This window comes from Microbacterium sp. Bi98 (assembly GCF_918698045.1).
Classification (GTDB): Bacteria; Actinomycetota; Actinomycetes; order Actinomycetales; family Microbacteriaceae; genus Microbacterium.
In genome coordinates this window covers 78,814-92,897 of record NZ_CAKKLK010000005.1, presented here as the reverse complement: position 1 = coordinate 92,897, position 14,084 = coordinate 78,814, and the positions used below count along the sequence as shown (strand labels likewise).

The following is a 14,084-nucleotide window of genomic DNA, read 5'->3' as shown; positions in this document are numbered from 1 at the left end:
CGATGACCGATTCGCCGCACACCGACGTCTGGCCTGTCCGTACCGAGCGGCTGCAGATCCGGCCGATGACGGCACCCGACGTCGACGCCATGTGGGAGTGGCGTCGACGGCCGGAGGTGAACCGGTGGCTCGGACTCGCGCCGGCCACACTCGAGGAGTTCCGCGAGCGGTATCTCGACCCCGGCCGGCTCACGTCGATGTACCTCGTCGAGCTGATCACGGAGAACGACGGGCCCACGCCGATCGGCGACATCATGATCAGGATCGGTGACGGCTGGGCGCAGCTCGAGGTCGCCGATCAGGCGAGGGGCGTCGAGGCGGAGCTCGGCTGGGTGCTCGACCCCGCGCACACCGGTCGCGGCTATGCGACCGAGGCCATCCGCGCCGTGATCGACGTCTGCTTCGGTCCGCTGGGGCTGCGCCGGGTGCATGCCGGATGCTTCGCCGACAACGAGCCCTCGTGGCGTCTGATGGAGCGGCTCGGCATGCGCCGGGAGGAGTTCAGCCGCAAGACCGCTCTGCACCGGTCGGGCGAGTGGCTCGACGGGCTCAACTATGGCATCCTCGCGGAGGAGTGGACACCGACGCGTCAGAGTTCTGTGACCCCGTCGACCACGAACGTGTAGAGGTCTCTCACCAGATCCGTCGCTTCGAGGCGGTCGCGATCGCGCGCTGCGGCGACGAGCGCGTCGACGACCGATCGGAGCATGGCGGGGTTGCGGGGCCGGCTGAGCGAGCGGATGCCGAGCACCAGCGCCGTGCGCTTCGACGCGTGCAGGGCGCTGAGGTGTCGGTTGCGCGAGAACACCGCGAGCAGGTCGAGCAGTTCCCACAGCCCCTCTGCTCCGATGACCTGATCGCTCTCGTCCGACGCCCAGAGTTCGCGGACGGTCGCCGCCCGCTCGGCGAGATCGGCGATCTGCGCCTCGGTCGCCTCCGCGATGCCGAGGTCGGCCGCCGCGATCGACAGGCCGGAGCATTCAGCGGCGATAGCGACGAACCACGCGGGGGTCGGCGTCACGACGACCGATGCCCTGTTCAGACGGTGCTCGATCAGATGCATCGCTTCAAGGGTGCCGAGGGCTGATCGCACGGTCGCCGCGGCGACGGTGAGCCGCTGTGCGAGGGCGGTGACCGATAAGGGATCGCCGGGCGCCAGTTCGCCCGACTCGATCGAGTGCGCGAGCGAGTCGACGACGGCATCCGCGCGGGAGGTGATGACGGGCGGTGGCTGCTCGATCCCTCCCAGCAGTCGCGTGGAGTTCAGCCTGTCGATCCGCCGGTCGGGCATGTCAGTCCCCGGGTAAGAGGACGGCGGGCGTCGAGCCGGCGGAGACGGAGGCGGATGCCGCGGCGAGCGCCGCCGCCGCGCGGAGAGGTTCGATCGTCGATCTCAGGAACAGCGGTTCGATGAGGTCGCGTACCCCGACGCCGTCGCGCCGATCGAGCAGGGCACGCAGCTGATCGAGGGCCGCGCGCATGTAGTCGACGAGTTCGTCGGGCACGCGTTGCGCGGGCACTGTTCGGGTGAGGTGCAGCACCAGCTGACCGTCGAGGATGTCGATCATCGTCTGGTTGTGGGCGTTGAGCACGATCTCGCCCCACAGCGCGTACCAGAGGCTGAGCCCCTCGCGACTCGAGGTTCCTGCGAGCTCGGCGACCAGGAGTCCGTCGATCCTCTCGTGCAGAGAGGCGACCTGCTCGTCGGTGTAGGTCGGCACTGCTCTGACGGCGCAGTATCCGATCATGGCGACGGCGGTCTCGACACGTTCCGCCTGTGCCTCGAGGTCGACCGGCGCAACGCGTGTGAACCGGTTGGTGCTGACCTCGATGAGTCCGAGGTCGGCGAGACGGTTGAGAGCCTCGCGGATGGGCGTGCGGGAGACGCCGTATTCGGCCTGCAAGTCCTGGTCGCGAATCTCTTCGAGGGGTTGCATGCGGCCGGAGATGATCTCTTCGGCGAGCGTGGCGAAGACCTGGTCGCGGATCAGCTGCCGCGGCCGGATCGGCAGAGATGCGCTGATGTCGCCCACGGGCACACTTTATGCCGCTGTCATGCCGACGCACCATACATCAGGCACTGAAGTTTCACCGGATCCGACGGCATGTGCGTAGCGTTGTGGAGTAGGGCAGCGACCCTCACCCGGCACACACTCCCCATGTCGTGCCGCGGACCTCCCCCAGATCCCGTGACGCGAGTCGCTGCCCTTTTCCCTCCCCTGCGGCCGGGATCGGGATGCCGGATCTCAGCCTGCGACCAAGGCGAGCACGAGCGTGGCGACCAGCACCGTCGGCACGGCGACGATCGCTCCCCAGAGCATCAGGCTGCCCCAGCGGATCTCGACACCCAGCGACACCACCCTGTGATGCCAGAGAAGGGTGGCGAGCGATGCCCACGGGGTGATCAGGGGGCCGAGGTTCACGCCGATCAGCAGCGCCATGAGCGCGACCGGATCGCCGGCTGTGGGTTCGAGGATCAGGTAGGCGGGCAGGTTGTTGACCCCGTTCGCGGCGAGCGCGCCCGCCGCAGAGAGACGCAGCAGTTCTGCGGGCGCGTGGCCACTGGTCGCGAGGACCGACAGGAAGTCGAGGATGCCGTTCGCGTGCGCGGTCTCGACCACGACGAACAGGGCCGCCGCCAGGCCGATCGCCTGCCATGGCACGAGCGAGAGTCGCAGCACATGGCGACGCCGGATGCCGAACACGACGATGAGCACGAGCGCTGCGACCGTCGCGGGGATCCACACGTCATGGGTCAGTGCGAGCAGCGGCATCAGGAGCAGCAGGATGGCGGACGCCGCCCAGAAGAGCATCCGGTCGGAAGGGGCACCGCCTGTAGGAGTGCGATACCCGCCGAAGAGCGTGCGCCGGTGTCGCAGCGTGAGGATCACGACGGGCACGAGCACCCCGACGAGTGTCGGCGCCCAGCTCAGCGCGAGGAACGCGAGCGGGTCGTCACCGATCGACCGTGCCGCGAGCAGGTTCGTGAGGTTCGACACGGGCAGGGCGAGGGACGCCGTGTTCGCCAGCCACACGGTGACGAGGGCAAACGGCAGTGGAGGGATGCCGACGCTCTGCGCGAGCACGACCACGACCGGCGTCACGATCACCGCCGTCGTGTCGAGCGACAGGAACACCGTGCTGATGACGGCGAGCACCACGACGGACAACCAGAGCAGGATGACGCGCCCCTGCCCCCACCGAGCCAGACGCTGTGCGACGACGTCGAACACCGCAGCATCCCGGGCCAGCTCGGCGACGATCGTGATCGCGATGACGAACCCGAGCACCGGCGCGATGCGGGCGCCGAGCGCCCCGGCATCCGAAGGCGGGAGGACGCCCGTGATGATGCAGACGAGTGCCACGGCGATGAGCGCCAGGACGATGATCGTCCCCGCTCCCAGCCGCCGTCGCGTCGCACTCACTCGCTGAGTGTAGATCCGGTGGGGGTGTGGCCCTCAGTCCTCGTCCCAGGGGAGTTTCACCACCGGCAGGATATACACCCGCCCCATCACTGCGGTCGGATGCTTCGCCATGAAGCTTGCCGCCTCGTCGATCGACTCGGCGGTCAAGATGTCGTAGCCGGCGAACCATTCCTTGAACTCCGGGAACGGGCCGTCGGTGACGAGCACCTTGCCGTCTCGCACCGCCACCGACTTGGCTTGGTCCGCCCCCGCGACGGGTGCGCCCTCGCCCAGGCTGCCGGCCGCCCTGCCCTCATCCGCCCAGTCTTCGAGAAGGCGCTGATCCGCAGGGTCAGGGCAACGCGCGCTTCGAGCGACAGCGCCGGGTGGCAGCAGGTGAACAGCAGACGGAGGCGATCGTCGTCGATGACGCCCGTCGGCTCCGGTGGTTCGGGATCGTGCAGCATGAGAGCCTCCCGCTGCTTGGCGTCGCGGAACGACTCCCGGCGGAGCCGATCGATGGCCTTGCGGTAGGCCGTGGTGGTGATCCAGCCAGCAGGGTTGGGCGGCACTCCCTCGTCCGGCCACCGCTCAGCGGCCGAGGCGAACGCCTCAGCAGCCATCTCCTCGGCGAGGTCGAGATCACCGCACCGTCGGGTGAGTCCTCCCACGATGCGCGCCCACTCGTCGCGATAGACCTGCGTGACGTGCGCACCGGCGTCGGCGTTCACCGAGGCTCCTCGATTCGATTCCGGCGCTGCATCACTCAGACTCTCTCCGTCCGCTCGATCGAGCAGGTTCCGCTCCGATCCTGCCGTCAGGACGATCATCCCGGTTCCCCGCTTCCGCCGGAAGAGATGCGCGCCCAGAGGCGGCGAGCGCGCACACGGAGGGAAGGGCGCCGGATCAGACCAGGATGCTCGAGCGCCGTCCGACGTCGCACGATCTGCTCCTCGGCGTGCTCAGCCTCGAGCCGGTAGACGAGGTTCGCCACCATCGGGTCGTTGTACACAGTCACCACCGCACCTCTCGCGTCTGAGGCCCCCCGATCGGGGACCTCCTACCCGAACCACGAACGACGAACGACGGATGCGACAACGCGTCGCGAGAAAGTCGGATCGACCCCGAGATGTGAGCAAGTCGCATGCATCCCGCACGGCCCCGTAGGCAAAGCGTGAGGATCGCCATATGCCGGTCCGCACGGGAGTTGTATCGAGTCTCGTGCTCGACATCATCTACATCGCGCTGACTCTCGCGCTGTTCGCCCTCGTCTCTCTTGTCGCGAAGGGGGTGGAACGACTGTGATCGTCTTCGAGATCATCGCCGCCGCCCTCGCCGTGGCCGCCGTCGTCTACCTCGTGGTGGCTCTCGTCGCCCCGGAGAAGTTCTGATGGGCGCGGGTGCCGACATCTGGTTCGGCGTCCTGCAGGCCGCCGTCCTCATCATCGCCCTCGTGCTGCTGTACCGCCCGGTGGGCGACTACATGGCCCACGTCTTCAGCACCCCGCGCGACCTGAAGGCCGAGCGCGGCCTGTACCGACTGATGGGCGTCGACCCGGCATCCGAGCAGACCTGGCGGGCCTATGCCCGCAGCGTGCTCGCGTTCTCGGTCGTCGGCCTGCTGCTCGTCTACGGGCTGCAGAGACTGCAGAGCTTCCTGCCCCAGTCGCTCGGACTCCCGGCCGTGCCCGAAGGGCTCGCGTTCAACACCGCGGCGTCATTCGTCGCGAACACCAACTGGCAGTCGTACTCGCCCGAGCAGACCATGGGCTACACCGTGCAGCTCGCCGGCCTCACGGTGCAGAACTTCGTCTCGGCCGCCGTCGGTCTGGCCGTCGCGGTCGCGCTGATCCGCGGCCTCGCGCGCCGCGGCTCGACCACGATCGGCAACTTCTGGGTCGACCTGATCCGCGGGCTCGGACGCATCCTGCTGCCGATCGCTCTGATCGCCGCCATCGCCCTGATCGCGGGCGGCGTGGTGCAGAACTTCGCCGGCTTCACCGATGTGACCACGGTCTCGGGCGGCACGCAGACCATTCCCGGCGGACCCGTCGCCTCACAGGAGGCCATCAAGCTGCTCGGCACGAACGGCGGCGGCTTCTTCAACGCCAACTCGGCGCATCCGTTCGAGAACCCGACCGGCTGGACCAGTCTGCTGCAGATCCTGCTGATCCTCGTGATCCCGTTCTCACTCCCCCGCACGTTCGGTCGCATGATCGGCGACAACCGCCAGGGCTACGCGATCGCCGCCGTGATGGGAACGATCTTCCTGATCTCGACCTTCGCGCTCTCGGCCCTCGAGCTGGCCGGCCGCGGCAGCGCTCCGGAACTCGCGGGTGCGGCGATGGAGGGCAAGGAGGTGCGCTTCGGCATCCTCGGCTCGACCCTGTTCGGCAGCGCCAGCACCCTGACGTCGACCGGCGCCGTCAACTCGATGCACGACTCGTACACGGCACTCGGCGGCATGATGCCGATGCTCAACATGATGCTCGGCGAGGTCGCCCCCGGCGGCGTCGGCTCCGGTCTCTACGGCATGCTCGTGCTCGCGATCATCGCGGTGTTCGTCGGCGGACTGCTCGTCGGCCGCACCCCCGAGTACCTCGGCAAGCGCATCGGCCCGAAGGAGATCAAGCTCGCGAGCCTCTACATCCTCGTGACGCCCACCCTCGTTCTTGTCGGCACGGCCCTGAGCTTCGCGATCCCCGGCATCCGCGCCGACGTCGAGGCGACCAGCATCCTCAACCCCGGCGTGCACGGCATGAGCGAGGTGCTCTACGCCTTCACCTCGGCGTCGAACAACAACGGCTCCGCCTTCGCCGGCCTCACCGCGAACACCCCGTGGTTCAACACCGCACTGGGCATCGCGATGCTGCTCGGCCGGTTCCTTCCGATCGTCCTCGTGCTGGCCCTGGCCGGATCCTTCGCCGCACAGCAGCGCGTGCCGGAGAACACCGGAACCCTGCCCACGCACCGACCGCAGTTCGTCGGCCTCCTCACCGCCGTCACGGTCATCATCACGGCACTCACCTACTTCCCCGTGCTCGCACTGGGACCCCTCGCTGAAGGACTCGTCTGACATGACCCTCACCACCACGCCCTCGGAACAGCAGGATGCTCCGGCATCCGCCCCGACCGCACCGCCCCGCTCATTCGGCTGGGCACAGCTGACGCAGGCCCTGCCCGGCGCCCTGCGCAAGCTCAACCCCGCGTCGCTCGTGCGCAACCCCGTGATGCTCCTCGTCTGGGTCGGTGCCGCATTCACGACCGTGCTCGCGATCGCCGAGCCGTTCCTCGGCGGCCCGGCCGACTCCGGCGGAACACCCGTGCCCGCACCCTTCACCTGGGGCATCGCGATCTGGCTGTGGCTGACCGTGCTGTTCGCCAACGTCGCCGAGTCCGTGGCCGAGGGCCGCGGCAAGGCCCAGGCCGCGAGTCTGCGCAAGACCCGCACCAGCACGATGGCCCGCAAGGTCGTCCGCTATGACTCGGCGACGGATGCCACGGCCGAGCGCACCGAGGCGGTCGACGTCTCATCGGCCGAGCTGCAGCGCGACGACATCGTGATCGTCACGGCGGGCGAGCTGATCCCCGGTGACGGCGACATCGTCGCGGGAATCGCGACCGTCGACGAGTCGGCGATCACGGGCGAGAGCGCACCGGTCATCCGCGAGTCCGGTGGCGACCGCAGCGCCGTCACCGGTGGCACGCGCGTGCTGTCGGACCGCATCGTCGTGCGCATCACCTCGAAGCCCGGCGAGACGTTCGTCGACCGCATGATCGCGCTCGTCGAGGGCGCCAGCCGTCAGCGCACACCCAACGAGATCGCGCTCAACATCCTGCTCGCGAGCCTGTCGATCGTGTTCGTCGTAGTGGTTCTCGCGCTCAACCCGATCGCCTCGTATGCGGCCTCGCCCGTCAGCATCCCGGTGCTGATCGCCCTGCTCGTGTGCCTGATCCCGACCACGATCGGCGCCCTGCTCTCGGCCATCGGCATCGCCGGCATGGACCGTCTCGTGCAGCGCAACGTGCTCGCGATGTCGGGCCGCGCCGTCGAGGCCGCAGGCGACGTCACGACGCTGCTGCTCGACAAGACCGGCACCATCACCTACGGCAACCGCCGCGCCCACGAGGTGCTTCGCCTCGGCGGCGTCGACCCCGACGAGCTGCTTCGTGTCGCTGCCCTCTCATCCCTCGCCGACCCCACGCCCGAGGGCGCCTCGATCGTCGAGCTGGCGCTGAGCCGCGGCATCCGGGTCGACGAGCCGGCGGATGCCGTGGTCGTGCCGTTCACCGCGCAGACCCGCATGTCGGGACTTGACCTCGCCGACGGGACGCAGATCCGCAAGGGCGCAGGGTCGGCGATCGACGCCTGGCTCGGGCTCGACACGGATGCCGAACTCGCCGGCCTCGTCGACGGCGTGGCCTCGAGCGGCGGCACCCCGCTGGTGGTCGCCGTGAAGCGTCCGGCGGGATCCGGCGAGGTGCTCGGCGTCGTGCACCTCAAGGACATCGTGAAAGACGGCCTGCGCGAGCGGTTCGAGGAGCTGCGCAGCATGGGCATCCGCACGGTCATGATCACGGGCGACAACCCGCTGACCGCCGCCGCGATCGCGAAGGAGGCGGGCGTCGACGACTTCCTCGCCGAGGCGACACCCGAGCAGAAGCTCGAGCTGATCAAGCGTGAGCAGGAGGGCGGGCGACTCGTCGCCATGACGGGCGACGGCACGAACGACGCCCCCGCTCTCGCCCAGGCCGACGTCGGCGTCGCGATGAACACGGGCACGTCGGCCGCGAAGGAGGCCGGCAACATGGTCGACCTCGACTCGGACCCGACCAAGCTCATCGACATCGTGCGCATCGGCAAGCAGCTGCTCATCACTCGCGGCGCGCTCACGACCTTCTCGCTCGCGAACGACATCGCCAAGTACTTCGCCATCATCCCGGCGATGTTCATGGGGGTGTTCCCGGGCCTCGCGGCGCTCAACATCATGCAGCTGCACTCGCCGGCGTCCGCGGTCACCAGCGCGATCATCTTCAACGCGATCGTGATCGTCTTCCTCATCCCGCTCGCGCTGCGCGGAGTGAAGTACCGGCCGGCGAGCGCCTCGCAGATCCTGCAGCGCAACCTGCTCGTCTACGGCCTCGGCGGAGTGATCGCACCGTTCATCGGCATCAAGCTGATCGACCTCGTCATCACCCTCATCCCCGGCTTCTGACCGGCGTCCGTCTTCGTCCTTCTCGCATCGAAAGGCACTCCATGTCCTCCTCCCGCACCGTCGCCCGCACCACCGGCGTCGCCATCCGCGCGATGCTCGTGCTCACCCTCGTGCTCGGCGTCGGCTACACGCTCGTCGTCACCGGCATCGGTCAGCTGCTCCTGCCGTTCCAGGCGAACGGCTCGCCGCTGGGCGACGACAAGGGCAGCTCGCTGATCGGTCAGTCCTTCACGGATGCCGACGGCGACGCGCTGCCCGAGTACTTCCAGTCGCGTCCGTCGGCCGCCGGTGACGGCTACGACGGGGCCGCGTCCAGCGGCAGCAACCTGGGCCCCGAGAACCCCGACCTCGTCGCGGCGATCGACGAGCGCCAGGCGGCCATCGCCGAGCGCGAGGGCGTGAGCACGGATGCCGTGCCGGCCGACGCTGTGACGGCATCCGGATCCGGCCTCGACCCGCACATCAGCGTCGCGTACGCGCTGCTGCAGGTGCCGCGGGTGGCGGCGGAGCGCGACCTGCCCGCGCAGCAGGTGCGCGACCTCGTGGAGTCTAGGATTCAAGGGCGGGATCTGGGATTCCTCGGCGAAGAACGCATCAACGTCGCCGAACTCAATCTCGCGCTCGATGAGCAGGAGGGCTGATGACGGCAGAGCGGATGCCGCGGCGCGGCCGACTCCGCGTGCTGCTCGGCGCAGCCCCCGGTGTCGGCAAGACCTTCGAGATGCTGGTCGAAGGGCGCCGGCTGCTCGACGAGGGCCGCGACGTCGTGATCGCGATCGTCGAGACGCATGAGCGCGCGGCGACCGCCGCGCAGACCATCGGCATCCCCGAGGTCCCCCGTCGCACCGATCTGCACCGGGGCGTGCCGCTCAGCGAGATGGACCTGGATGCGGTGCTCGCACGTCGACCCGAGATCGCGCTGGTCGACGAACTCGCGCACACCAACACCCCCGGCTCGCAGAACCCGAAGCGCTGGCAGGACGTCGGTGCGCTGCTCGACGCGGGCATCGACGTCGTCACGACGGTGAACGTGCAGCACATCGAGTCGCTGAACGCGGTGGTCGAGAAGATCACCGGCATCGCGCAGCAGGAGACGATCCCGGATGCCGTGGTGCGCGCCGCCGACGAGATCGAGGTCGTCGACCTGGCGCCGCAGTCGCTGCGCGACCGTCTCTCCGCCGGACTCGTCTACCCGGCGGAGCGGATCGACGCGGCCCTGTCCAACTACTTCCGTCTGGGCAACCTCACGGCTCTGCGTGAACTCGCGCTGCTGTGGCTCGCCGACGAGGTCGACAGCGCGCTGCGCAGCTACCGGGCCGACCACGGCATCGAGGGCACCTGGCAGGCGCGCGAGCGCGTGGTCGTCGCCCTCACCGGCGGACCCGAGGGCGAGACGCTGCTGCGCCGAGGGGCCCGCATCGCCGCACGCTCGGCCGGCGGCGAACTGCTCGCCGTACATGTGGCTGCGCAGGACGGGCTGCGCGATGAGACCCCCGGCGCCCTCGCCGCGCAGCGGTCGCTCGTCGAATCTCTCGGCGGCAGCTTCCACCAGATCATCGGCGACGACATCCCCGGCACGCTCGTCGAGTTCGCCCACGGGGCGGATGCCACTCAGCTCGTGATCGGTGTCAGCCGGCGTGGGCGTCTCGCGGCGGCGCTGACGGGACCGGGCATCGGCTCGGAGGTCATCCGCCGCTCCGGCGACATCGACGTGCACATCGTCACCCACGCCGCCGCGGGCGGCCGCGTCGCACTCCCCCGCATCACCGGCGGCGCCCTCGGCTGGCGACGTCAAGCGCTCGGGTTCGCACTGGCGCTCGTCGTCGGCCCGCTGCTCTCGTGGGCGATGTTCGCGTTCCGCAGCCCCGAGTCGATCACGGTCGAAGTGCTCGCCTTCCAGCTGCTCGTCGTGATCGTGGCCCTGGTGGGAGGCGTGCGGCCTGCCGTCTTCGCGGCGGTGCTGTCGGGCATCACCCTCGACTTCCTGTTCGTCGCCCCGCTCTTCACCATCACGATCGCGCACCCGCTGCACGTGCTCGCCCTCGCGCTGTATGTGACCATCGCCATCCTCGTCAGCATCATCGTCGACCAGGCCGCCCGGCGAGCCCGCACTGCCCAGCGCGCCGCCGCGGAAGCAGAGCTGCTCGCGGCCGTGGCCGGCAACGTGCTGCGCGGCGACAACGCGGTGCTCGCCCTCGTCAGCCGCACGCGCGAGGCGTTCGGACTCACCGGCGTCCGCCTGCTCACCGCCGACGGCGAGGTGCTCGCCAGCGACGGCGAACCCGTGCCCGACGGACGCGCCACGACCATCCCGGTCGGTGCCGGAGGATCGGCACCCGCCGTGCTCGAGCTGCACGGCGAACCCCTCGACACCCCCGCCCGACGCCTGCTCGACGCGATCGTCGCGCAGCTGGCGGCGGCCATCGAGCACACCGACCTGCGTGCCACGGCGCGCGAGGTCGCTGCCCTCGCCGAGACCGACCAGGTGCGCAGCGCCCTGCTCTCGGCGGTCAGCCACGACCTGCGCCGCCCTCTGGCCTCGGCCGTCGCCGCGATCGGCGGACTCCGCGGGGCGCACGCGCTGTCGGCATCCGATCGGGAAGAGCTGCTCGCGACCGCCGACGAGAGCCTCGCGACCCTGTCGTCGCTCGTGACCGACCTGCTCGACGTCAGCCGGGTGCAGGCCGGAGTGCTCGCCGTCTCGACCATGCGGCTCGATGTCGCCGGCCCCGTGCTCGCGGCCGTCGACGAGCTCGGCCTCGGGCCGTCGGATGTCGAGCTCGCGCTCGATGCCCGGCTGCCCGCCGTGTCGGCCGACCCGGTGCTGCTGCAGCGAGTGCTCGTCAACGTCATCGCGAACGCCCACCGTCACGCGCCCGCCGAAAGCCGGGTGATCGTCTCGACGAGCACGATCGGCGACCACGCCGAGATCCGCATCATCGACCGCGGTGCCGGCGTTCCCGCCGAGAAGCGCGACGAGATCTTCCAGCCGTTCCAGCGCCTCGGCGACACCGACAACACCACCGGCCTCGGCCTCGGCCTCGCCCTCTCGCGCGGATTCGCCGAGGGCATGGGCGGTACCCTGACACCCGAGGACACCCCCGGCGGTGGACTCACCATGGTCATCTCGCTGCCCCTCGCAGCAGAGCCCGACATCATGCAGGAGGAGACGGAGTGAAGCTCCTCATCGCCGACGACGACCCGCAGATGGTGCGCGCACTGCGCATCACCCTCGCCGCCCACGGGTACGAGGTGGTGGTCGCCCCCGACGGCGCGGCCGCCGTGGCCGTCGCCGCACAGACTCACCCCGACCTCATCATGCTCGACCTCGGCATGCCGCGGCTCGACGGCATCGAGGTGATCCAGGCGCTGCGCGGCTGGACGACCGTGCCGATCATCGTCGTGTCGGGTCGCACCGGGTCCGCCGACAAGGTCGAGGCCCTGGATGCCGGAGCCGACGACTTCGTCACCAAGCCCTTCCAGGTCGACGAGCTGCTCGCGCGGCTGCGGGCGCTGTCTCGTCGGGCGGTGCCCGCGGGCGGGGAATCCACCGTCGGATTCGGCGATGTGGTGGTCGACCTCGCGACGAAGACGGTCACCCGGGCGGGTGCGCGCGTGCACCTGACACCGACCGAATGGCGCATGCTCGAGCACCTCGCCCGGCATCCCGGAGCCCTGGTCACCCGGCAGGATCTGCTCAAGGAGATCTGGGGCAGCGAACAGGTGTCCGACTCGGGCTACCTGCGGCTGTACATGTCGCAGTTGCGCAAGAAGCTCGAGGCCGAGCCGAGCGCACCGGTGCACCTGCTCACCGAGTCGGGCATGGGCTACCGGCTCGTCCTCTGAGCCACCTCTGCCATTCTCGTCATTCTCGGTTCACAACTCAGCATGAGCTGCTGTCAACCGACGGAATCGGCGGGTTCACCTCGTCGCACGCACGATCTGTGCTGAGTTGTGAACGCCGACCGAGCGCAGAGTCAGAGGGCGATGTCGGCGCGAGGGCGGCGCAGCACTCCCCAGACACCCGCGGCGACGAGGGCGACCGCGACGATGATCGCGGCGATCGCGGTCACGGTGCTCTCGGGTTCGCCGGTCAGACGACCGACGGCGAGCCATCCGAGACCCCATGCGGTCGCGAGGGCAGGGGCGATGCGCTTGGTGACGAGGGCGCTGGCAACCCCGAGTACGAGCACGACGGCGAGCACGGCGACCGCCCAGATCTCGGCCTGATCAGCCCAGCTCTCGGGTGCGATCTGCGTGAGCCAGGCCGTGGTGTTCGCGACGGTCGCGATGGTGACCCAGCCGAAGTGCAGGCCGTTCGCGCCGTCGACGACGATGCGCTCGGGCCAGGTGCGGGCACGGCTGCGGCCGAGGATCACGATGACGCGGGCGAGGGTCGCGAGCAGCAGGGCGATCACGATGACCGTCAGCGGCAGCGACAGGAACTGCGCCGTCACGAGCCAGAGCCCGTTGAGGATCATCGACGCGGCGATCCATCCGCCGACAGCTCGCTGGCGCTCATCCGCCCTCTGCGCCGGAAGCGCCTGCCACACCGTGTAGGCGATGAGGCCGATGTAGATCAGCGACCAGATCGAGAAGGCGGGGCCGGCCGGCGCGAGGTATGAGCCCTGCGCCGAGAGCGCTCCATCCTGCAGCTCGCTGACCGAGGTGCCACCGAAGGCACCGGATCCGACGGCCGCTGCGATGAGCATGAAGGTGGCCGAGGCGATGATGATCGTCTGGCGGGCGATGTCCTGCGTCCGGGAGTCCATGATCGCAACATACGCGCGCGAGGGCGCAAACGCACCAGCCTTGACACCGGGATTCATAAACGCTAGCCAAGCTAGCTAAACTGCTCTCCCGTTGCGGTCAGGCGGCGACGGCGGCGTCGATCAGCACTTCGGCGGCGTTGCGCGCCTGCACGGCGACCTGCGGGTCGGCGGCGATCGCCGCGGTGCTCTGCGCACCCTCGGCGAGGATCGACAGCTGCGCGGCGAGGGATGCCGGTGCTCCGGCCGCCACGACGAGGTCGGCCATGTACGCCTGGAACGACGCCTTGTGATCGTGCACGATCTCGGCCACCTCGGGGTTCGTGCCACCGAGCTCGCCGAACGCGTTGATGAACGCGCAGCCGCGGAAGTCGTCAGTGCAGAACCAGTCCTCGAGGTACCCGTAGACGGCGAGCAGGCGTTCGCGGGGGTCTGCCCCGGCATCCGCCACGGCTCCCGTGAGTCCCGACTCCCACTCCCGATGCTTGCGCGCGAGGACGGCCGTGACGATGTCGGTCTTGGATGGGAACAGGGCATAGAGGCGACGCAGCGACACGCCGGCCGCAGCCCGCAGCTCATCCATGCCGACGGCCGCGTATCCCTTGCGGTAGTAGAGCTCGTCGGCCGCCGCGAGGATCTGTTCACGCACTGTGTCGTCGGTCATCACCCCAGTGTACTTGACATGAGAACGAGCG

Annotated in this window: 14 protein-coding genes and 1 pseudogene; 7 read left to right on the top strand and 8 right to left on the bottom strand. The window is 69.4% G+C overall.

Translation table 11 applies throughout. The features are described from left to right. The first annotated feature begins 2 nt into the window (after window positions 1–2). Entirely contained in the window at window positions 3–626 is a 624-nt protein-coding gene (locus LQZ85_RS09940; protein ID WP_230100858.1) for a GNAT family protein, read from the top strand. Here LQZ85_RS09940 and LQZ85_RS09935 read toward each other — a convergent pair. From LQZ85_RS09935 to LQZ85_RS09910, 6 genes and pseudogenes are all read right to left on the bottom strand, one after another. Beyond that, window positions 590–1,291, bottom strand: a complete 702-nt coding sequence (locus LQZ85_RS09935; RefSeq protein WP_230100857.1) for a GntR family transcriptional regulator — start codon at window positions 1,289–1,291, stop codon at window positions 590–592. The genes LQZ85_RS09940 and LQZ85_RS09935 overlap by 37 nt on opposite strands. A 1-nt stretch (window position 1,292) precedes the next feature. Next, the gene (locus LQZ85_RS09930) at window positions 1,293–2,033 is read right to left on the bottom strand and encodes a GntR family transcriptional regulator (protein ID WP_072590588.1); all 741 of its coding nucleotides are present in this window, start codon (window positions 2,031–2,033) and stop codon (window positions 1,293–1,295) included. Window positions 2,034–2,246: 213 nt separating this feature from the next. Further along, window positions 2,247–3,425 carry an SLC13 family permease gene (locus LQZ85_RS09925; RefSeq protein WP_230100856.1) on the bottom strand — a complete coding sequence of 393 codons (1,179 nt, stop codon included), beginning with the start codon at window positions 3,423–3,425 and terminating at the stop codon, window positions 2,247–2,249. Between the two features lie 33 nt (window positions 3,426–3,458). Further along, window positions 3,459–3,992 (bottom strand): YciI family protein, encoded by a 534-nt coding sequence (locus LQZ85_RS09920; protein WP_230100878.1) that lies wholly within the window; start codon window positions 3,990–3,992, stop codon window positions 3,459–3,461. Then, window positions 3,914–4,234: pseudogene (locus LQZ85_RS17875) on the bottom strand (sigma factor); the annotation flags it as partial. The pseudogene LQZ85_RS17875 and the gene LQZ85_RS09920, both read right to left, overlap by 79 nt. Beyond that, window positions 4,231–4,422: a hypothetical protein gene (locus LQZ85_RS09910; RefSeq protein WP_150115145.1), complete on the bottom strand. Its 192-nt coding sequence runs from the start codon at window positions 4,420–4,422 to the stop codon at window positions 4,231–4,233. The gene LQZ85_RS09910 and the pseudogene LQZ85_RS17875, both read right to left, overlap by 4 nt. Before the next feature lie 283 nt (window positions 4,423–4,705). Here LQZ85_RS09910 and LQZ85_RS09905 point away from each other — a divergent pair, with 283 nt between their 5' ends. From LQZ85_RS09905 to LQZ85_RS09880, 6 genes are read left to right on the top strand one after another with little or no spacing between them, the layout of a single operon-like run. Next, entirely contained in the window at window positions 4,706–4,795 is a 90-nt protein-coding gene (locus LQZ85_RS09905) for a potassium-transporting ATPase subunit F (RefSeq protein ID WP_056276367.1), read from the top strand. Continuing rightward, on the top strand, window positions 4,795–6,480 hold the full coding sequence (gene kdpA, locus LQZ85_RS09900) for a potassium-transporting ATPase subunit KdpA (protein WP_230100855.1): 1,686 nt from the start codon (window positions 4,795–4,797) through the stop codon (window positions 6,478–6,480). Before LQZ85_RS09905 ends, kdpA begins: the two co-directional genes overlap by 1 nt. 1 nt (window position 6,481) lies before the next feature. Next, window positions 6,482–8,620 (top strand): potassium-transporting ATPase subunit KdpB, encoded by a 2,139-nt coding sequence (gene kdpB / locus LQZ85_RS09895; RefSeq protein ID WP_056276359.1) that lies wholly within the window; start codon window positions 6,482–6,484, stop codon window positions 8,618–8,620. Window positions 8,621–8,661: 41 nt separating this feature from the next. Further along, window positions 8,662–9,261 carry a potassium-transporting ATPase subunit KdpC gene (kdpC, locus tag LQZ85_RS09890; protein ID WP_230100854.1) on the top strand — a complete coding sequence of 200 codons (600 nt, stop codon included), beginning with the start codon at window positions 8,662–8,664 and terminating at the stop codon, window positions 9,259–9,261. A gap of 14 nt (window positions 9,262–9,275) precedes the next feature. Next, window positions 9,276–11,798, top strand: a complete 2,523-nt coding sequence (locus LQZ85_RS09885) for an ATP-binding protein (RefSeq protein WP_230100877.1) — start codon at window positions 9,276–9,278, stop codon at window positions 11,796–11,798. Further along, window positions 11,795–12,466 carry a response regulator gene (locus tag LQZ85_RS09880; RefSeq protein WP_053098537.1) on the top strand — a complete coding sequence of 224 codons (672 nt, stop codon included), beginning with the start codon at window positions 11,795–11,797 and terminating at the stop codon, window positions 12,464–12,466. Before LQZ85_RS09885 ends, LQZ85_RS09880 begins: the two co-directional genes overlap by 4 nt. A 131-nt stretch (window positions 12,467–12,597) precedes the next feature. Here LQZ85_RS09880 and LQZ85_RS09875 read toward each other — a convergent pair whose 3' ends face one another. Continuing rightward, on the bottom strand, window positions 12,598–13,392 hold the full coding sequence (locus LQZ85_RS09875) for a TspO/MBR family protein (protein WP_230100853.1): 795 nt from the start codon (window positions 13,390–13,392) through the stop codon (window positions 12,598–12,600). 97 nt (window positions 13,393–13,489) lie between these two features. Further along, window positions 13,490–14,053 (bottom strand): TetR/AcrR family transcriptional regulator, encoded by a 564-nt coding sequence (locus tag LQZ85_RS09870; RefSeq protein ID WP_230100852.1) that lies wholly within the window; start codon window positions 14,051–14,053, stop codon window positions 13,490–13,492. Window positions 14,054–14,084: the final 31 nt, after the last annotated feature.

Excerpts from the sequence above, each read along its gene's own strand:
- LQZ85_RS09870 (WP_230100852.1), bottom strand. The coding sequence starts at position 14,053 with ATGACCGACGACACAGTGCGTGAACAGATCCTCGCGGCGGCCGACGAG.
- LQZ85_RS09940 (WP_230100858.1), top strand. The coding sequence starts at position 3 with ATGACCGATTCGCCGCACACCGACGTCTGGCCTGTCCGTACCGAGCGG.
- kdpC (WP_230100854.1), top strand. The coding sequence starts at position 8,662 with ATGTCCTCCTCCCGCACCGTCGCCCGCACCACCGGCGTCGCCATCCGC.
- LQZ85_RS09935 (WP_230100857.1), bottom strand. The coding sequence starts at position 1,291 with ATGCCCGACCGGCGGATCGACAGGCTGAACTCCACGCGACTGCTGGGA.
- kdpB (WP_056276359.1), top strand. The coding sequence starts at position 6,482 with ATGACCCTCACCACCACGCCCTCGGAACAGCAGGATGCTCCGGCATCC.
- LQZ85_RS09885 (WP_230100877.1), top strand. The coding sequence starts at position 9,276 with ATGCCGCGGCGCGGCCGACTCCGCGTGCTGCTCGGCGCAGCCCCCGGT.
- kdpA (WP_230100855.1), top strand. The coding sequence starts at position 4,795 with ATGGGCGCGGGTGCCGACATCTGGTTCGGCGTCCTGCAGGCCGCCGTC.
- LQZ85_RS09875 (WP_230100853.1), bottom strand. The coding sequence starts at position 13,392 with ATGGACTCCCGGACGCAGGACATCGCCCGCCAGACGATCATCATCGCC.